This is a genomic window from Gordonia marina, from assembly GCF_052036135.1.
In the GTDB taxonomy this organism is placed as follows: Bacteria; Actinomycetota; Actinomycetes; order Mycobacteriales; family Mycobacteriaceae; genus Gordonia.
On the sequence record NZ_JBPSDN010000006.1, the window covers coordinates 89,645 to 106,475 of the forward strand.

Annotated in this window: 16 protein-coding genes and 1 pseudogene; 8 read left to right on the forward strand and 9 right to left on the reverse strand. The window is 70.7% G+C overall.

Annotated elements, in window-relative coordinates; genetic code table 11:
* Nucleotides 1–3: 3 nt before the first annotated feature.
* Nucleotides 4–1,650, reverse strand: a complete 1,647-nt coding sequence (locus tag ACSEEN_RS05225; RefSeq protein WP_440712537.1) for a DAK2 domain-containing protein — start codon at nucleotides 1,648–1,650, stop codon at nucleotides 4–6.
* A gap of 215 nt (nucleotides 1,651–1,865) precedes the next feature.
* Between ACSEEN_RS05225 and rpmB the strand changes: the two genes are divergently transcribed.
* Nucleotides 1,866–2,057 carry a 50S ribosomal protein L28 gene (gene rpmB / locus ACSEEN_RS05230; protein WP_247864341.1) on the forward strand — a complete coding sequence of 64 codons (192 nt, stop codon included), beginning with the start codon at nucleotides 1,866–1,868 and terminating at the stop codon, nucleotides 2,055–2,057.
* Between the two features lie 115 nt (nucleotides 2,058–2,172).
* On the opposite strand, the gene ACSEEN_RS05235 is transcribed toward rpmB, so the two are convergent.
* Nucleotides 2,173–2,706, reverse strand: coding sequence for a LytR C-terminal domain-containing protein (locus ACSEEN_RS05235; protein WP_440712538.1), 534 nt, complete (start codon nucleotides 2,704–2,706; stop codon nucleotides 2,173–2,175).
* Nucleotides 2,707–2,755: 49 nt separating this feature from the next.
* Between ACSEEN_RS05235 and ACSEEN_RS05240 the strand changes: the two genes are divergently transcribed.
* Nucleotides 2,756–3,550: an enoyl-CoA hydratase/isomerase family protein gene (locus tag ACSEEN_RS05240; RefSeq protein WP_371306847.1), complete on the forward strand. Its 795-nt coding sequence runs from the start codon at nucleotides 2,756–2,758 to the stop codon at nucleotides 3,548–3,550.
* 131 nt (nucleotides 3,551–3,681) lie between these two features.
* Here ACSEEN_RS05240 and ACSEEN_RS05245 read toward each other — a convergent pair whose 3' ends face one another.
* From ACSEEN_RS05245 to ACSEEN_RS05255, 3 genes are read right to left on the reverse strand one after another with little or no spacing between them, the layout of a single operon-like run.
* Nucleotides 3,682–4,356: a uracil-DNA glycosylase gene (locus ACSEEN_RS05245; protein WP_440712539.1), complete on the reverse strand. Its 675-nt coding sequence runs from the start codon at nucleotides 4,354–4,356 to the stop codon at nucleotides 3,682–3,684.
* Nucleotides 4,356–4,877: a gamma carbonic anhydrase family protein gene (locus ACSEEN_RS05250; RefSeq protein WP_440712540.1), complete on the reverse strand. Its 522-nt coding sequence runs from the start codon at nucleotides 4,875–4,877 to the stop codon at nucleotides 4,356–4,358. Before ACSEEN_RS05250 ends, ACSEEN_RS05245 begins: the two co-directional genes overlap by 1 nt.
* A gap of 21 nt (nucleotides 4,878–4,898) precedes the next feature.
* Nucleotides 4,899–5,438: a DUF3515 domain-containing protein gene (locus ACSEEN_RS05255; protein ID WP_440712541.1), complete on the reverse strand. Its 540-nt coding sequence runs from the start codon at nucleotides 5,436–5,438 to the stop codon at nucleotides 4,899–4,901.
* Nucleotides 5,439–5,471: 33 nt separating this feature from the next.
* On the opposite strand from ACSEEN_RS05255, the gene thiL reads away from it, so the two are divergent.
* Nucleotides 5,472–6,515, forward strand: a complete 1,044-nt coding sequence (gene thiL, locus ACSEEN_RS05260; RefSeq protein WP_440712542.1) for a thiamine-phosphate kinase — start codon at nucleotides 5,472–5,474, stop codon at nucleotides 6,513–6,515.
* Nucleotides 6,516–6,607: 92 nt separating this feature from the next.
* On the opposite strand, the gene ACSEEN_RS05265 is transcribed toward thiL, so the two are convergent.
* A complete protein-coding gene (locus ACSEEN_RS05265; RefSeq protein ID WP_247864348.1) occupies nucleotides 6,608–7,606 on the reverse strand; it encodes an NAD(P)H-dependent glycerol-3-phosphate dehydrogenase in 999 nt (332 codons plus the stop codon).
* Between the two features lie 124 nt (nucleotides 7,607–7,730).
* On the opposite strand from ACSEEN_RS05265, the gene cofC reads away from it, so the two are divergent.
* From cofC to ACSEEN_RS05280, 3 genes are read left to right on the forward strand one after another with little or no spacing between them, the layout of a single operon-like run.
* Nucleotides 7,731–8,387 carry a 2-phospho-L-lactate guanylyltransferase gene (cofC, locus tag ACSEEN_RS05270; RefSeq protein ID WP_247864349.1) on the forward strand — a complete coding sequence of 219 codons (657 nt, stop codon included), beginning with the start codon at nucleotides 7,731–7,733 and terminating at the stop codon, nucleotides 8,385–8,387.
* 17 nt (nucleotides 8,388–8,404) lie between these two features.
* Nucleotides 8,405–10,594 carry an RNA degradosome polyphosphate kinase gene (locus ACSEEN_RS05275; protein WP_247864350.1) on the forward strand — a complete coding sequence of 730 codons (2,190 nt, stop codon included), beginning with the start codon at nucleotides 8,405–8,407 and terminating at the stop codon, nucleotides 10,592–10,594.
* Complete coding sequence (locus ACSEEN_RS05280; RefSeq protein WP_440712543.1) at nucleotides 10,591–11,508, forward strand: NUDIX hydrolase; 918 nt, start codon at nucleotides 10,591–10,593, stop codon at nucleotides 11,506–11,508. Before ACSEEN_RS05275 ends, ACSEEN_RS05280 begins: the two co-directional genes overlap by 4 nt.
* Nucleotides 11,509–11,828: 320 nt before the next feature.
* On the opposite strand, the pseudogene ACSEEN_RS05285 reads toward ACSEEN_RS05280, so the two are convergent.
* From ACSEEN_RS05285 to leuC, 3 genes and pseudogenes are all read right to left on the reverse strand, one after another.
* A pseudogene (locus ACSEEN_RS05285) lies at nucleotides 11,829–12,560 on the reverse strand (HU family DNA-binding protein); the annotation flags it as partial.
* Nucleotides 12,561–12,843: 283 nt separating this feature from the next.
* The gene (gene leuD, locus ACSEEN_RS05290; RefSeq protein WP_247864354.1) at nucleotides 12,844–13,434 is read right to left on the reverse strand and encodes a 3-isopropylmalate dehydratase small subunit; all 591 of its coding nucleotides are present in this window, start codon (nucleotides 13,432–13,434) and stop codon (nucleotides 12,844–12,846) included.
* 22 nt (nucleotides 13,435–13,456) lie between these two features.
* On the reverse strand, nucleotides 13,457–14,899 hold the full coding sequence (leuC, locus tag ACSEEN_RS05295) for a 3-isopropylmalate dehydratase large subunit (protein WP_247864355.1): 1,443 nt from the start codon (nucleotides 14,897–14,899) through the stop codon (nucleotides 13,457–13,459).
* Nucleotides 14,900–14,992: 93 nt separating this feature from the next.
* Between leuC and ACSEEN_RS05300 the strand changes: the two genes are divergently transcribed.
* Entirely contained in the window at nucleotides 14,993–15,694 is a 702-nt protein-coding gene (locus ACSEEN_RS05300; protein ID WP_247864356.1) for an IclR family transcriptional regulator, read from the forward strand.
* 56 nt (nucleotides 15,695–15,750) lie between these two features.
* Nucleotides 15,751–16,251, forward strand: a complete 501-nt coding sequence (locus ACSEEN_RS05305; RefSeq protein ID WP_247864357.1) for a pyridoxamine 5'-phosphate oxidase family protein — start codon at nucleotides 15,751–15,753, stop codon at nucleotides 16,249–16,251.
* The last annotated feature ends 580 nt before the right edge of the window (nucleotides 16,252–16,831 follow it).

A 16,831-nucleotide genomic window follows, 5' to 3' on the forward strand; every position in this document is an offset into this window, starting at 1 on the left:
GCGCTATTCGACGCCGATCTGCAGCAGCTGGTCGGTCTGGCCGCCGTCGTAGATCGTCAGCTCGATGCCCGGGTACTGGTGGTGCACGTGATCGACGAGCCGCGCGCGGGCGTCGTCGCCGAACTCGCGGCCGGCCAGCACCGTCACCAGTTCGCCGCCCGTGGCCAGCATGAGGTCGACCAGGGCCGTCGCGGCGCCGGTCTGCTCGGGTGCGATCACCAGGACGTCCGAGCCGATCAGGCCGAGGGTGTCGCCGATCTCGCAGGTCCCGGCGAGGGTCATCATCTTGCCGGTCGAGGTACGCAGCGAGCCCCAGCGCGTCGCGCCGGAGGCTTCGGCCATGGCGAAGGCGTCCACATCGGGCGACTCCCCGGGATCGTGCACGGCCAGCGCCGCCAGGCACTGCACCATCGACGCCGTCGGGATGAAGACCAGCGAGCGGGTCGCCGAGCGCGCCTCCGCACCCACCGAGACCAGATCGGCCGAGGCGATCATGCCGTTGCCCATCACCACGGTGTGCGCGCTGTCGGCGGCCCGGATCGCTTCGGCGACCGTCGCCGGATGCACGCCGTGATCGGCGCGCACGACGATCGCCCCGGCGTCGGTGAACAGCGCCTCGGCGCCGTCGCCCCGGGCCAGGACCAGCACGGCGCGCTTGTGCCGGGGCGGCGGCTCGGTGGCCCCGGGCTGGCTGCGGACCTCGTCGAGCAGAAAGCAGCTGATCCGGATGTCACGAACCTCGCCGATCCGCAGCCCGGCCTCCACCGCCGCGCCCGGCAGGTCGGTGTGCACGTGGACCGAGAACTGCTCGCCACCGGCCGAGCTGTCCCCGACGATCACCACGGAGTCGCCGAGATCGTTCAGTTCGTCGCGCAGCGAGCCGATCCGCGTCCCGTCGGCGGCGGTGAGCAGGTACATCACCTCGAAGTCGGTGTCGCCCGAGCCCGAGCAGTCCGAGCCGCTGTGCCCGGTGTCGGTCATCGACCCCCGGTAGGAGCGGCGGCGATTGGCCACCCCGGTCACGACCAGCACCATCGCGTCGAGCATCACCAGGAATCCGCGGGCGCCCGCGTCGACGACGCCGGCGTTCGCCAGCTCGACCATCTGCTCGGTGGTGGCTTCCAGCGCGACCGCGCACTCGTCGGCCACCGCCCGCACCTGATCGGCCGGACTCGACTCGACCTCGCGGGCGGCCACGTCGGCGGCCACCGCCAGCAAGGTCAGCACGGTGCCCTCGCGGGGGATGCTGACCGCCCGGCGGGCCGACAGCGACGCCAGACGCAGGCCGTTCATCACCAGCCGGGTGAAACGCGCGTCGTCCTCGGCGGCGGCCAGATCGGCGGCGTCGGCCAGCCCCACCAGGATCTGCGACAAGATGATGCCCGAGTTTCCCCGCGCACTCGCGACGGCGCCGTCGGCGAGCGTCCGGGTGAGCGTGGTCAGGTCGACGTCGCCGGGCACGTCGTCCAGCGCGGCGACCGCACCGGCCATGGTGAACGCCATGTTGCTGCCGGTGTCGGCGTCCGGGATCGGGAAGACGTTGAGGTCGTTGATCTCGGCGCGCTGGGCCTCCAGACCCTCCGCGCAGGCGCCGGCCCAGTCCCGGATCAGCCCCGGGCTCAGCGGCACGCCGTGACCGATTCGCTGCACCGTCGTCCCCCTTCCTCGCCGACCGCGACTGCCGGTTGTGTCAGAGATTACTTGGCGGCACCGACACGAAGCCCGTCAGCCTCCGCGGTCCCCGCCGCGATTTGTCGTTCCGGCGGCCCGCCGGTTAGTCTTGTCGGGTTGCCTGTCGTGGCGGCGCTTCACTGCGCCCCCGGCCGGTGAAGACCACCGATCATTTTCAACCAAGGGAGTTCGACATGGCTGCCGTTTGTGACATCTGCGGCAAGGGCCCCGGCTTCGGCAAGTCGGTTTCGCACTCGCACCGTCGCACCAACCGTCGCTGGAACCCGAACATCCAGTCGGTTCGCGTCGAGGTCGCCCCGGGCAACCGCAAGCGCAAGAACGTGTGCACCTCGTGCCTGAAGGCCGGCAAGACCACCTCGGTCTAGTCCGCACCCGCCCTCTTCGATCGCCGCCCGGCCTGGTGCCGGGCGGCGATCGGCATCTGGCCGGGAGCCGGCGGTCCTGGGTGAGGCGCCCATACCGCCGACGACCCGCGACCGTCTACGACGTGCGCACGATCAGCACCAGCTGCTGCGGGCACTCGGTGAACGTCGTCGGCCGTGCCTGGGCCTCGGCGCCGATCAGCCGCGCCAGCGCACGACCCTCCGGTTCCAGCTCACCGGTGAAGTAGACGGTGTTCTGGGGCACCGACGACGCAGGCAGACTCCCGGTCCGCGTGACGACGTACCCCGACGAGCTCAGCCAGCCGCTCATGGACGACGCCAGGTCCTGCGCGGCGCTCGCATCGAAGATGCACACGGGGGTGCCGCCGGCCGGTGCGGTCGGTGCGGCCGTGACCGAGCTGCTCGCCGCCGACCCGCCGGCCGCGTCGTCGCTCTTCGACGCGAAGAAGCCCACGCCGAGCGCGGCCATCACGATCAGGACGATCACCACCACCAGCACCACCGCACCGATCACCCCGGCGCCGACGAGCACGGCCTTGCCACGCCCGTCCGACGACGCTGTCCCGCCCGAAGCGGCACCGTCCTCCGGCTGCTGCTGGGGCGGCCCGTCCGGGCCCGGCTGACGAGTCATGGCGATCCTCTCGTGTCCACGACGACGGACGCCGCCTATGCTGGCGCCCATGAGCGATGATCTGACCATTCTCCACGACGACGGGGTCCTGGAGATCGCGGTATCCCTCTCCACCGCGGGCAGCGCGCTGGACCACGGCGCCGTGCTGGCCGGGAACGAGGCCCTGCAGAAGGTGATGCGCGGCAGCCTGAAGGCGCGCGCCGTGCTGCTGACCGGCCGGGGCAAGAATTTCTGCGCCGGTGGCAACGTGGCCTATTTCGCGGCCGCCGACGACCGCCGCGAATACCTCCGCGGCCTCGCGCACGACCTGCACACCCTCATCGCGTCCCTGTACTCGACGCGCCTGCCGGTCGTCGCCGCGGCCTCCGGCTGGGCCGCGGGCGCCGGGATGAGCCTCGTGCTGCACGCCGACCTCGCGATCGGCGGCCCGGCCACCCGAATGCGTCCGGCATACCCCGGGATCGGTCTCTCCCCGGACGGCGGCATGTCGTGGCTGCTGCCGCGGATCGTCGGGCTCGGCAAGGCCCGCTCCATCCTGCTGCGCGACGAGGTGATCGACGCGCCGGCCGCGGTGCAGCTGGGCCTGCTCAGCGAGATCACCGCGTCCGACGACGAGGTCGCGGCCCGCGCCCGCGAGGTGGCCGCCGGTCTCGCCGCGGGCCCGTCGGGCGCGCACACCGCGATCCGGCATCTGCTGTACTCGTCGGCGTCGAACACCCTCGCCGAACAGCTCGCCGCGGAAGCCGAGTCGATCGCCGCTCTCTCGGTGACCGCGGAGGGCATGGAGGGCGTGGACGCCTTCGTCGCCAAGCGTGCGCCGGATTTCCCCGGCGCACGCGGCTGAACCTGCGACAGCAGCCGGATTCCGTCCACCCACCCCGAGTCCGCCCAGCCACCGGGTTTCCGTCCGCCCACCCGCAATAGACCGGGTGGGCGAACGGATTCCCGGTGGCGGGACGGAATCCGGCGCGCAGGTTACGGGAGGCGCCAGTCGACCGGCTCGGCGCCGAGGTCGAGCAGTTCCTCGTTGGCGCGGCTGAACGGCCGGGAACCGAAGAAGCCGCGGGACGCCGACAGCGGTGACGGGTGCGCCGACTCGATCACCGGCACATCCGGCAGCCACTGCGCGGCGCGCCGGGCGTCGTTGCCCCAGAGGATCGCCACCAGCGGCTCGTCGCGCGCGGCGAGCGCCGCGATCGCGCACTCGGTCACCTCCTCCCAGCCCTTCCCGCGATGCGACGCCGCGTCGCCCGGCGAGACGGTGAGCACTCTGTTGAGCAGCAGGACGCCCTGCCGCGCCCACGGGGTGAGGTCACCGTTCGACGGCCGCGGGTACCCGAGGTCGTCGCAGTACTCGGTGTAGATGTTGATCAGCGATTTGGGGATCGGCGAGACGTCCGGGGCCACCGAGAAACTGAGGCCGACGGCGTGGCCGGGCGTCGGATACGGGTCCTGGCCGACGATGAGCACGCGGACGTCGTCGAACGGCTGACTGAACGCGCGCAGCACGTTCTTCCCGGCCGGGAGGTATCCGCGGCCGGCGGCGTTCTCGGCGCGCAAGAACTGCCCCATCTCGGCGATCCGCCCCTCCACCGGGGCCAGTGCCCGGGCCCACCCGGGATCGATCAGTTCGGCGAGCGGCGCGCCCATCAGTCGAGCCTCCGCAGCTCACGCGCGTAGTACTGCGCGTTCTGGAAGTACAGTTCGGTGTTGCCCGCGGTGTGCCCCTCGGGAACCTCGACGCCCTCGCGCACCTTGGCCGGCACCCCGACCGCCATCGCCCGCGCCGGGATCTGCGTGTTGTACGGCACCACCGCGCCGGCGCCGACCACCGAGCCCGCGCCGATCGTCGAACCGTTGAGCACCACCGAGCCGGACGCGATCAGGCAGTCGTCGCCGATCACCGCACCCTCGATGTGCGCGTTGTGCCCCACCACGCAGTTCGCGCCGATCACGGTCGGGTCCTTGAACGTGCAGTGGACGATGGTGCCGTCCTGGATGTTGGTGCGTGCCCCGACGGTGATGGTCCCGTAATCGCCGCGCAGCACCGCGCCGGGCCAGACCGAGACGCCGTCACCGAGGGTGACGTCACCGATCACGGTCGCGTCGGGGTGGACGTAGACATCGGTGCCGAGAGTCGGTGTGCGATCACCGAGAGCGTAGACAGCCATGGGTCGATCTAACCACCGGCGTCAGTGCCCGAAGTCGAGCGGCGCCTCGGGCAGGCCGGCGACGAGTCCGGAGATGTCGGTCAGCGCGCCGTTCCCCGACCCGACCGGCACCCACACGGCCACGTACGGCCGACGATCGACGACCACGAACGCCTGCCCGCGCGAGGTGTCCGAGTCGGTCATGAACCACTGGACGGCGTTGATCACCTGCAGGGCGCTGGTGGGCGCGAGATCCTTGGGGCGGGCGACGCCGCACCGCAGCATCAGCGGATCCCCGGAGTCGCCGCTCTTGTTCGACGTCCAGGTCACGGTGTTGCCGTCCACCTTCTTGTGCCGGTAGTCGTCGAACGATTCGGGCAGCTTCGCGATCAGCGGGCCGCAGAGATCGGCGTTCTCGCTCGACGTCGAGTAGCTCTCGATCGGCACCGTCGACGCCCGGTCGCTCCGCAGCACCGCGAAGGCGATGAATCCCGCGACCACCATCACCGGGATCGCGACCAGTGTCGCGATGAGGGCGGGACTCAGCCGCGGCTCCCGGCCGGTCTGCTCACTCTCGGTCATGGCAGAGACCTTATCGGCGGTAGTGTCGGGCCGGTGCAGAAGGTTGGGCGGGACGGCCGGGCGACGGTCGGCGAGGTCGGTGAACGCGCGCTGATCGCGCTGTTCACCGCGGCGGCGGCGCGTCGTTCCGGGGCCGAGGCCCCCGTGGCCGACGGCGACGTGGTGATCGGTTCCGGCGACGACGCCGCCGTGTTGCGCGCCGACGGGCCGGTCGTGGTCAGCACCGACACCGCAGTGGCCGGCCGCCACTTCCGTTTCGACTGGTCGGCGCCCGGGCCGATCGGCGCCCGGGCCGTGGTGCAGAGCGCCGCCGACATCGCCGCGATGGGCGGGAATCTGCGCGGGGTGGTGGTCTCGATCGGCTGTCCGCCGCAGACACCGGTCGATCGGGTCCTCGCGCTCAACGAGGGCATCGTCGAGCAGACGCATCGCCTGGGCGGGCGCGTCCTCGGCGGCGATCTGGTCTCGTGTCCCACGGTGATCCTCACCGTGACCTCCGTGGGCACGCTGGCCGGGGTGGCGCCGGTGACGCTGGCCGGTGCACAGCCCGGTGACGTGCTGGCCGTCAGCGGTCCGCTCGGCGGTGCGGCCGGCGGTCTCGCGGTGCTCTCGGCGATCGAGAACGGCGCCGATCCCGCACTCGCACAACGATTCTCGGCGCTCGTCGAGGACTACCGGCTCCCGGCACCCGACCTGTCCCAGGGCCCGCGCGCGGCCCGTGCCGGGGCCCGCGCGATGACCGACGTCTCGGACGGCCTGGTCGAGGAGCTGATCACCATGTCCGGCGCGAGCGGACTGGCCCTCGATGTGGCCGGTGCCGCCGTCCCGCGGCCGCCGGGCCTGGACGAGCTGGCCGCCGAACTGGGCGTCGACCCGGTGCGCTGGACCCTGACCGGCGGCGAGGACCACGAACTGCTCGCCGCGTTCGCGCCCGGGACCGTTCCCGACGGGTGGGCGACGATCGGCACGGTCACCGGCCGCGGCCCGGCCGGCGACACGGCGGCCGGTCCGGCGGTGACGGTCGACGGCGCCCCGGTGACCGGACTGCGCGGCTGGCAGTCGTTCAGCGAGACCTGATCCTGCTGCGTGTCGCGGGTCTACTGACGTGTCGCGAGCCGTACGGGACCTTCGACACGCCAGTGGACCCGCGACACGGGCCCGGTCGAGGATCAGACCTCGGGCTTGGGGGTGCGGCCGAGAAGCATGCCGACCATGTCCGGGACCGCCATACCCTCGTGACAGACCTGGTACACGGCCTCGGTGAGCGGCATCTCGACGCCGTGCTCGGCGGCGAGGGCCCGGACCGACCGGCAGCTCTTGACGCCCTCGGCCACCTGCCCGTTGGTCGCCGCCTGCGCCTCTTCCAGCGACGCGCCCTCACCGAGGCGGGCGCCGAAGGTGCGGTTGCGCGAGAGCGGCGACGAGCAGGTCGCCACCAGGTCGCCGATCCCGGCGAGACCGGCCATGGTCCGCATGTCGGCGCCGAGGGCCACGCCGAGCCGCATGGTCTCGGCGAGACCGCGGGTGATCAGCGTGGCCAGGGTGTTCTCGCCGAACCCGAGGCCCGAGGCCATGCCGCAGGCCAGTGCGATCACGTTCTTCGCGGCACCGCCGATCTCGGTGCCGACCACGTCGGTGTTGGTGTACGGGCGGAAGTAGGGTGCCCCGAAGGCCTCCTGCACCCGGCGTGCCGTCCCCTCGTCGCTGCACGCGATCACGGTCGCCGCCGGCTGCTCCAGGGCGATCTCGCGGGCCAGGTTGGGGCCGGACAGCACCGCGATCTGCGCATCGTCGAACCCGGTGACCTCCTTGATCACCTGGCTCATCCGCTCGCCGGTGCTGATCTCGACGCCCTTGGCGAGCGACAGCAGGATCGCGTCCGGCGGCAGGAACTCCTTCCACTGGCTCAGGTTCTCCCGCAGCGCCTGCGAGGGCACCGCGCAGACCACCAGTTCGGCACCGGCCAGCGCCTCCTCGACCGAGGAGACGGCCCTCAGCGACTCCGGCAGCGCGATGCCGGGCAGGTAGCCGGGATTCTCGTGCTGCGTGGTGATGTGCTCGGCGAGCTGCGGCCGACGCGCCCACACCGTGACATCGTTCCCGGCGTCGACCAGCACTTTCGCGACCGCCGTACCCCACGAACCCGAACCCATGACCACCGCGCGCACCGCACCACTCCTGTTCGTACACCGAAACGATTCCGGTTCAGAGTATCGACCGCCACCCCGGTCAGGGCCGCTTTCGCCCGCCCCGCGCTGGCCGCCGCGCGCGGCGCCGGGCACCATGGTGCCCATGTCCTCCCCGATGACGGTGGTGCTGGCGCTCAAGCACCTGCACCTGGCCAAGAGCCGGCTCGCCGGGGCCACGTCGTCGGACGCCGAGCGCGAGGAACTGGTGGCCGCCATGCTCGCCGACACCGTCGGCGCGGTCCGGCGCGCGGGCGCACCGCGGATCGTGGTCGTCAGCCCGGATCCCCGCGTCCGGAGATCGGCCAGACGACTGGAGATCGACACGTGCGACGAGCCCGCGGCACCCGGCCTGAACGCCGCCCTGGCGCACGGCGCACGGCGCGCGCGGCCCGGGGACGCCGTCGTCTATCTGCAGGCCGACCTCCCCGCTCTCACCCCCGAGTCGTTCGGCGCGGCCGTCGATTCGGCGGCGCGCCACACCGTCGCCTTCGTGTCCGACCGGGCCGGTGAGGGGACGACGCTGCTCGCCGTCGCCTCCGGCGCCGTCTTCACACCGGCGTTCGGGCCCGGTTCGGCCGCCGCTCACCGGCGCGCCGGGGCCGTCGAACTCGATCCCGCGCGCACCCGCTGGCCCGACCTGCGCTGCGACGTGGACACCGCCGCCGACCTGCGGGCGGCGACCCTGCTCGGCCTCGGCCCGCACACCGCGCCGGCCGTGCTCGATCCGCGGGCCAGGGACGTCGCACGTAATCGCCGCTGATAGGGAAGAATGGCGGAGTGACCGCCACGGACGAGACCACCGATGACTCGAGCACCAATCTGCCCGCCGCCCTGCCCGCCGAGACCGTCGATCCCGACGAGTCCGCGGACCTGCCCGCCGAGCGCTACTTCAACCGCGAACTGAGCTGGCTCGACTTCAACTCCCGGGTGCTGGCCCTGGCCGAGGACTCGTCGCTCCCGCTGCTGGAACGCGCCAAGTTCCTGGCGATCTTCGCCTCGAATCTGGACGAGTTCTTCATGGTCCGCGTCGCCGGCCTCAAGCGACGCGACGAGACGGGCCTCTCGGTCCGCTCCGCCGACGGCCGCTCGCCGCGCGAGCAACTGCACATGATCGCCACCCGCACCCAGAAGATCGCCAACCGGCACGCGCGTGTCTTCCTCGACTCGGTGCTCCCCGCCCTCGCCGCGGCCGACGTGCACATCGCCGACTGGGACGACCTCACGCAACTCCAGCAGGTGCGCTTGCGTGAGCACTTCCACAACGAGCTGTTCCCGATCCTCACTCCGCTCGCGGTGGATCCGGCGCATCCCTTCCCGTACATCAGCGGCCTGTCGCTGAATCTCGCGGTGACCGTCCGCGACGAGAGCGAAGGTGAACGCTTCGCCCGGGTCAAGGTGCCCAACAACATCAATCGCTTCATCCGCGTCGACCACCTGATCCCGAGCGACGAGCCGGAGGGCGCCGACGGTCACCAGCCGGCGATCTTCCTACCGCTGGAGAAGCTGATCGCCGCCAACCTCGAGTACCTGTTCCCGGGGATGCACGTGGTGGAGCATCACGTCTTCCGGGTCACCCGCAACGCCGACTTCGAGGTGGACGAGGACCGCGACGAGGACCTGCTCCAGGCGCTGGAACGCGAGCTGGCACGACGCCGCTTCGGCTCACCGGTGCGCCTGGAGGTCGGCGACGACATGAGCGAGCACATGCTCGAACTCCTGCTTCGCGAACTCGACGTCGACCCCGCCGATGTGATCGCCACACCCGGCCTGCTCGACCTGACCTCGCTGTTCGAGGTCTACGGCGTCGACCGGCCCGCGCTCAAGGAACCCGCTTTCGTTCCGAAGACGCACCCCGCCTTCGGTGAACGCGAGACGCCCAAGAGCATCTTCGCGACGCTGCAGGAGGGCGACGTCCTGGTGCAGCACCCGTACGACTCGTTCTCCACCAGCGTGCAGCGCTTCATCGAGCAGGCCGCCGCCGACCCGCAGGTGCTCGCCATCAAGCAGACCCTGTACCGCACGTCCGGCGACTCCCCGATCGTCAACGCGCTGATCGACGCGGCCGCCGCGGGCAAGCAGGTGGTGGCGCTGGTCGAGCTGAAGGCCCGGTTCGACGAGCAGGCCAACATCCGCTGGGCGCGCAAGCTGGAGAAGTCCGGGGTGCACGTGGTGTACGGCCTGGTCGGACTCAAGACGCACTGCAAGACCTGCCTGGTGGTCCGCCGGGAGGGTTCGACGATCCGCCGCTACTGCCACATCGGCACCGGCAACTACAACCCGAAGACCGCGCGGCTGTACGAGGACGTGGGCCTGTTCACCGCGGCCCCGGAGCTCGGCGCGGACCTCACCGACCTGTTCAACACGCTGACCGGCTACTCCCGCAAGACCGAGTACCGGAATCTGCTGGTGGCGCCGCACGGGATCCGCTCCGGGATCATCGAGCGGATCGAGGGCGAGGTGGCCGCCCGCCGGGCCGGCGACACCCGGGCGCGCGTCCAGCTCAAGGCGAACGCCCTGGTCGACGAGAAGGTCATCGACGCGCTCTACCGCGCCTCGCAGGCCGGTGTGCCGGTGGAGGTCTTCGTGCGTGGGATCTGCGCGCTGCGTCCGGGCGTTCCCGGGCTGAGCGAGAACATCACCGTCCGCTCCATCCTCGGCCAGTTCCTGGAACACTCGCGGATCCTCGTGTTCGGCGCCGCCGAGGAGTACTGGATCGGCAGCGCCGACATGATGCACCGGAACCTCGACCGCCGCGTCGAGGTGATGGCACAGGTCCGTGATCGGCGGCTGGCCGCCGATCTGCAGGACATTTTCGACTCGGCCTTCGATCCGCGCACCCGGTGCTGGGAACTGCAGCCCGACGGATCCTGGACCGCGTCGCCCGCGGCCGGCGAGGAGGTGCGCGACCACCAGCGCCGGATGATGAATCGTCCACGGCGCCTGCTGGATTCGGGTTCCGGCGCATGAGTTCAGCCACCCGCACCGTGTGGGCCGCCGGAGCGGTGCTCTGGCGGATCTCCGCGGCGGGCAAGGTCGAGGTCGCCGTCGTACACCGCAAGCGGTACGACGACTGGTCGCTGCCCAAGGGCAAGGCGCACGACGGCGAACTCCTGGTGGCCACGGCCGCCCGAGAGGTGACCGAGGAGACCGGGCACGACGGCCGTATCGGCCGGGCACTGGAAACGGTGAGCTACTCGCTCAAGCCCGGGGTCCGGAAGAAGGTCGCCTACTGGTCGATGGAGTCCACCGGTGGGCGGTTCGTCGCCAACCACGAGACCGACGACATCCAGTGGCTGTCGGTGGACGGCGCGCAGCGCACCGTGTCGTACGGCGCGGACCGCAAGGTGCTGAAAGCCTTTGCCGCACAAGATGTCCGGGACCTGCACCAGTTGGTCGTGGTCCGGCACGCCAAGGCCGGTCGACGCACCCGGTTCTCCGGCGACGACACCCAGCGCCCGCTCGACGACGAGGGTGAGGCGCAGGCCGAGGCCCTGGTGGGAGTGCTGGGCCTGTACGGCGTGCGGCACTTGCACGCCGCGGACCGGCTGCGCTGTGTGCAGACCCTGGTGCCGCTGTCACAGGAGTTGCGCGCGGACATCGTCGTCGAACCGGCGCTGACCGAGGAGGCCTACGCGGCCGATCCCGCCGAGGCGCGGGAGCGCCTGCGGACACTGGCGGCCCCGGTCGCCGGGGTCCGGGTGGTGTGCAGCCAGGGCCGGGCCATCGCACCGCTGCTCAAACGGTGGGCGGCCGACGACCAGGTCGAGCTGCCCGCCTCCCGCAATCGCAAGGGCAGCGTGTGGATCCTCACCCTGCACGGGGAGACGCTGATCCAGGCCGACCACCTCCCGAGTCCGTTCCCGGGGAAGAACGGGCACTGATCCTCCGCTGAACACTGAAGCGCCCCCGATCTTTTCGTGATCGGGGGCGCTTCAGTGGTTCGGGATCAGGGCTTGGCCGGTGCGGACTTGGCCGGAGCCTTCTTGGCGGCCGTCGTCTTCTTGGCGGCGGTGGTCTTCTTCGCCGCGGTGGTCTTCTTCGCAGCGGTCGTCTTCTTCGCAGCGGTCGTCTTCTTCGCGGCGGTGGTCTTCTTCGCCGCGGTGGCCTTCTCGGCGGGTGCCGCGGTCTTCTTCGCCGCCGTGGTCTTGGCGGCGGTCTTGGTGGCCGTCGTCTTCGTGGGGGCCGCGGTCTTGGCGGCCCCGGTCGTCTTCTTCGCGGGCGCCGTCTTCTTCGCCGCGGAACTCTTCTTGGCGGGCGCCGTGGCCGCCGACTTGGCGGGAGCCGACTTGGCGGGCGCGGACTTCTTCGCGGCGGTCGCCTTCGTGGCGGCGGGAGCGGCCTTGGCCGCTGTCGTCTTCGTGGCCGACTTCTTGGCCGGTGCGGCCTTGGCGGCGGTGGACTTCGCGGGCGCGCTCTTCGTGGCCGCGGTCTTCGTGGCCGCGGTCTTCGTGGCCGGCGCGGTCTTCGCTGCGGCACTGGACTTCTTGGCAGCGGTCGCCTTCGTCGCCGTCTTCTTGGCCGGTGTGCTCTTCTTCGCGGCCGTCTTCGTCGCCGCGGTGCTCGTCGTCGCCGCACTCTTCTTCGCGGCGGCCTTCTTGGCGGGCGCCTCGGGATCGGAGGTGCGCTTCACCGCGGACTCCCCCGCCTTCAGCTTCCGGCTGCCGGAGATGATCTCCTTGAATTTCGCCCCGGGACGAAATGCCGGGATCGACGTCTCGCGCACCTTGATCGTCTCGCCGGTGCGGGGATTGCGCGCGACACGCGGTGCGCGCCTGCGCTTTTCGAAGACACCGAAGCCGGTGATCGTGACACTCTCGCCCTTGCTGACGGCACGGACGATGGTGTCGATGAGGGTTTCCACGGCTTCGGTGGCGGTCTTGCGGTCGGCATCGAGGCGCTTGGTCAGCTCTTCGATGAGTTGGGCCTTGTTCATGCGTTCCTCCGCGTGAGTTGAATCACCGGCCGCGCCGGTTAGTTCCACACGGTAAACGGCAGACGCCCAAATCGTGGGCGCAACGCCGAATCCCTTACCACCCGAGCAAGTCTGGGTAAATACCGGGGTTCACCGGCGGACCGGGATTCGGCGTCGCCACTGCTAGGCCGTGTCTCCTGAGTCTTCTCCGTAGGCATCGGTGGATCCGCCGACCGACGACAACGCCGCCAGACGTTCAGCGAGCGGGCCGCCGAGGACCGGAAAGAGACTCAGGAGACACGGCTCAGGGCAGGGTGACCGGCTTGAACGAGGGCCGCTTGCTCTCGAACTCGGTGATCGCGTCGACCTCACGCAGGGTGAGCCCGATGTCGTCGAGCCCCTCCATCAGCCGCCAGCGGGTGTAGTCGTCGATCTGCAGCGGCACGACGAGGTCGCCCGCGGTGACCGTGCGCGATTCGAGGTCGACCGTCAGCTCGAGGCCGGGTTCGGCGTCGAGTCGCTTCCAGATCAGTTCGACGTCGCTCTGATCCACCTGTGCCGCAACGAGTCCCGCCTTTCCGGAGTTGCCGCGGAAGATGTCGGCGAAGCGCGAGGAGATCACCACGCGGAAGCCGAAATCCATCAGCGCCCAGACGGCGTGCTCGCGCGACGAGCCGGTGCCGAAGTCCGGGCCGGCGACCAGCACCGACCCCGAGTTCCACGGCTCGTTGTTCAGGATGAAGTCCGGATCGGTGCGCCAACCGGCGAAGAGGCCGTCCTCGAAACCGGTGCGCGTGACGCGCTTGAGGTAGACGGCGGGGATGATCTGGTCGGTGTCGACGTTGCTGCGCTGCAACGGGACTCCGATACCGGTGTGGGAGATGAAGGGTTCCATGATCGTCTTTCTTCGGTCGGTGTCAGGCGAGATCGGCGGGCGAGGAGAGTGTGCCGCGCACCGCGGTCGCGGCCGCGACGGCCGGCGACACGAGGTGGGTGCGGCCGCCCTTGCCCTGGCGTCCCTCGAAGTTTCGGTTCGACGTCGACGCGCAGCGGTCGCCCGGCGCCAGCTGATCCGGGTTCATCCCGAGACACATCGAGCATCCGGCCATCCGCCATTCGGCGCCGGCCTCGGTGAAGACCTCGCCGAGACCCTCCTCCTCCGCCTGCGCCCGGACCTTCATCGAGCCCGGCACCACCAGCATCCGCACCCCGTCGGCCACCTTCCGGCCGCGCAGCACCTCGGCGACGGCGCGCAGGTCCTCGATCCGGCCGTTGGTGCACGAACCGATGAACACGGTGTCGACCGCCACCTCACGCAGCGGCGTGCCCGGGGTCAGGTCCATGTACTCGAGCGCTCGCGTCGCGGCCAGCGCCTCGGTCTCGTCGAGCATGTCGGCGGGGTCCGGCACGTCGGCGCCGAGCGGGAGGCCCTGTCCCGGATTGGTGCCCCAGGTGACGAACGGGGTGAGCGACGACGCGTCGATGTGCACCTCGCGGTCGAACACCGCGCCTTCGTCGGTGCGGAGGCTGTCCCAGTATTCGACGGCCGCATCCCAGTCGGCGCCCTTCGGGGCGTGCGAGCGGCCCTTGAGGTAGTCGTAGGTGACCTGGTCGGGGGCGATCATGCCGGCGCGGGCACCGGCCTCGATCGACATGTTGCAGATCGTCATCCGCGCCTCCATCGACAGCTTCTCGATGGCGGAGCCGCGGTACTCCAGGACGTGACCCTGGCCGCCGCCGGTGCCGATCTGGGCGATGATCGCCAGAATCAGGTCCTTGCCGGTGACGCCGGGCGGGAGCTCACCGTCGACGTTGATCGCCATGGTCTTGAACGGGCGCAGCGACAGGGTCTGGGTGGCCATCACGTGCTCCACCTCGGAGGTGCCGATGCCCATCGCGATGGCGCCGAAGGCGCCGTGGGTGGCGGTGTGGCTGTCGCCGCACACCACTGTCATCCCCGGCTGGGTGAGGCCCAGCTGCGGTCCGACGACGTGCACGATGCCCTGGTCGGCGTCGCCCATCGGGTACAGCCGGACCCCGAACTCCGCGCAGTTGCGGCGGAGGGTCTCCACCTGCAGCGCGGACACCTGATCGGCGATCGGGCTGAAGATGTCGACGGTCGGGACGTTGTGGTCCTCGGTCGCGATGGTCAGGTCGGGCCGGTGCACCGGGCGGCCGGCCACCCGGAGGCCGTCGAACGCCTGCGGGCTGGTCACCTCGTGCACCAGGTGCAGGTCGATGTAGATGAGGTCCGGTCCCACTTCGCCGTTGTCGTCGACCCGGCCGGGGACCACCACGTGGTCGTCCCAGACCTTCTCGGCCAGCGTGCGGGGCGCGCGGCGTGCTTCCGACTCAGTCATGAGCTCACTCGACTTTCTCACCGGGTCCGACGGCTTCGGGGCTGTCGCCGGCCGGACTGGCTATCTCAATATATGGACGGCTAATATCGCCGTATGGGAAATACTAGCGGAATCGGCGTGCTAGACAAGTCGGTCCTCGTTCTGCACACCGTCGCGGCCCAGCCGTGCAATCTCGCGGAGCTCACCGAAGCCACCGGCCTGCCCCGCGCCACTGCGCACCGGCTGGCCGTCGGCCTGGAGACGCACCTGCTGCTGACCCGTGACGCCACCGGCCGCTGGATCCCCGGACCCGCCCTGCGTGAACTGGCGGCCGGCGCCCCCGACGCGGTCCGGGAGGCCGGCCTGCCGGTGCTCCCCGGCCTGCAGACCGCGACCGGCGAATCGGTGCAGCTTTACCGCCGCGAGGGCGCCGAACGCATCTGCATCGCCGCCGTCGAACCGCCGACCGGTCTGCGCGACACCGTCCCGGTCGGCACCCGCCTCCCGATGAGCGCGGGCTCGGCCGCGCGCGTACTCGCCGCCTTCGCCGACCCGGCCGTGCGCGACGATCTCCTCGCCGACGCCGTCTACACCGAACGCCACCTCGCCGAGATCCGGCGCCGCGGCTGGGCCCAGAGCGCCGGCGAACGCGCCGACGGCGTCGCCAGCGTGTCCGCTCCGGTCTACGACCGGACCGGCGCCGTCGTCGCCGCGGTGAGCGTCTCCGGCCCGATCGACCGGATGGGCCGCCGCCCCGGCGAGCGCTGGGCCGCCGATCTCGTCGCCGCCGCCGAACGGATCGGCGCGCGACTGTAGTCCCCCGCGGGGGTGGTCCACGCCACTCTCCGCCGCCGCTGCGCTAGCGTCGGCCTATGGGAACCAACCAGCGCAGCCAGATCGTCATGTCCGACGACGAGATCGCCCGCTTCATCGAGCAAAACCGCACCGCCACCCTCGCCACCCTCGGCGCCGACGGCCGGCCGCACCTCGTCGCCATGTGGTACGGCGTGATCGACGGGGAACTCTGGTTCGAGACCAAGGCCAAGTCGCAGAAGGCCGTCAACCTGCGCCGCGACCCGCGCGTGACCGTGATGATCGAAGACGGCCTCACCTACGACCAGTTGCGCGGCGTCTCCCTCGAAGGCGTCGCCGAGATCTACGACGATCCCGACACCTGCCTCCGCGCCGGCATCAGCGTCTGGGAGCGCTACAACGGGCCGTACACCGACGACCTGCGGCCCGCCGTCGACGCGATGATGCACAAGCGCGTCGCCGTCCGTATCGTCACCGACCGCATCCGGTCGTGGGACCACCGCAAGCTGAACCTCCCGGAACTCCCGCTGTCCGGCTCTACCGCGCCGTACTACTCCTGAGCACCACTCCCGAGTCACGCTCCAGCGAAACTCGTCCTCCGCCGTAGACCGTCTTCGGTCCCCCACGGAGGACGAGTCCCGGTCGGCGATCCCGGCGGGGCCGCCACTCCTCGAGCCATTGCCGTCAGCGACAACCGGAATGTACCCGCGACGATCGGAGAGGACGCGACAACCGCCCGTGTCGCTTCTCGACCGACTGTCGCGGCGCCCGACCGGGTGTCGCGTACGCGGGAGGCAGGGCTCGAATCACGGGCGGGCTCCGTCGCGGAACCTGTCCTGAGCACGCGTGACGGAACGGAGCGACGGCACGCGGTCGAAGGGCTCCTCCTCAAGACGGCACACTTCCCAAGGGCCCGACGGGACTCCGTCGCGGAGCCTGTCCTGAGCATGCGTGGCGGAGCGGAGCGACGACACACGGTCGAAGGGCTCCTCCTCAAATGCCCGTCTCTAGACGGCACACTTCCCAAGGGCCCGACGGGATTCCGTCGCTTCGCTCCTCCTCAAATCGCGGTGTTCGATATACGTAAAGGAATGTGGGATCGGAAGAGCGTCGTGGGGGGGAAGAGTGTAGTGGGATGTT

Excerpts from the sequence above, each read along its gene's own strand:
- ACSEEN_RS05250 (WP_440712540.1), bottom strand. The coding sequence starts at position 4,877 with ATGGCTGTCTACGCTCTCGGTGATCGCACACCGACTCTCGGCACCGAT.
- ACSEEN_RS05255 (WP_440712541.1), bottom strand. The coding sequence starts at position 5,438 with ATGACCGAGAGTGAGCAGACCGGCCGGGAGCCGCGGCTGAGTCCCGCC.
- ACSEEN_RS05245 (WP_440712539.1), bottom strand. The coding sequence starts at position 4,356 with ATGGGCGCGCCGCTCGCCGAACTGATCGATCCCGGGTGGGCCCGGGCA.
- ACSEEN_RS05305 (WP_247864357.1), top strand. The coding sequence starts at position 15,751 with ATGGGAACCAACCAGCGCAGCCAGATCGTCATGTCCGACGACGAGATC.
- ACSEEN_RS05235 (WP_440712538.1), bottom strand. The coding sequence starts at position 2,706 with ATGACTCGTCAGCCGGGCCCGGACGGGCCGCCCCAGCAGCAGCCGGAG.
- leuD (WP_247864354.1), bottom strand. The coding sequence starts at position 13,434 with ATGGAACCCTTCATCTCCCACACCGGTATCGGAGTCCCGTTGCAGCGC.
- leuC (WP_247864355.1), bottom strand. The coding sequence starts at position 14,899 with ATGACTGAGTCGGAAGCACGCCGCGCGCCCCGCACGCTGGCCGAGAAG.
- rpmB (WP_247864341.1), top strand. The coding sequence starts at position 1,866 with ATGGCTGCCGTTTGTGACATCTGCGGCAAGGGCCCCGGCTTCGGCAAG.
- ACSEEN_RS05280 (WP_440712543.1), top strand. The coding sequence starts at position 10,591 with ATGAGTTCAGCCACCCGCACCGTGTGGGCCGCCGGAGCGGTGCTCTGG.
- ACSEEN_RS05240 (WP_371306847.1), top strand. The coding sequence starts at position 2,756 with ATGAGCGATGATCTGACCATTCTCCACGACGACGGGGTCCTGGAGATC.
- cofC (WP_247864349.1), top strand. The coding sequence starts at position 7,731 with ATGTCCTCCCCGATGACGGTGGTGCTGGCGCTCAAGCACCTGCACCTG.
- ACSEEN_RS05300 (WP_247864356.1), top strand. The coding sequence starts at position 14,993 with ATGGGAAATACTAGCGGAATCGGCGTGCTAGACAAGTCGGTCCTCGTT.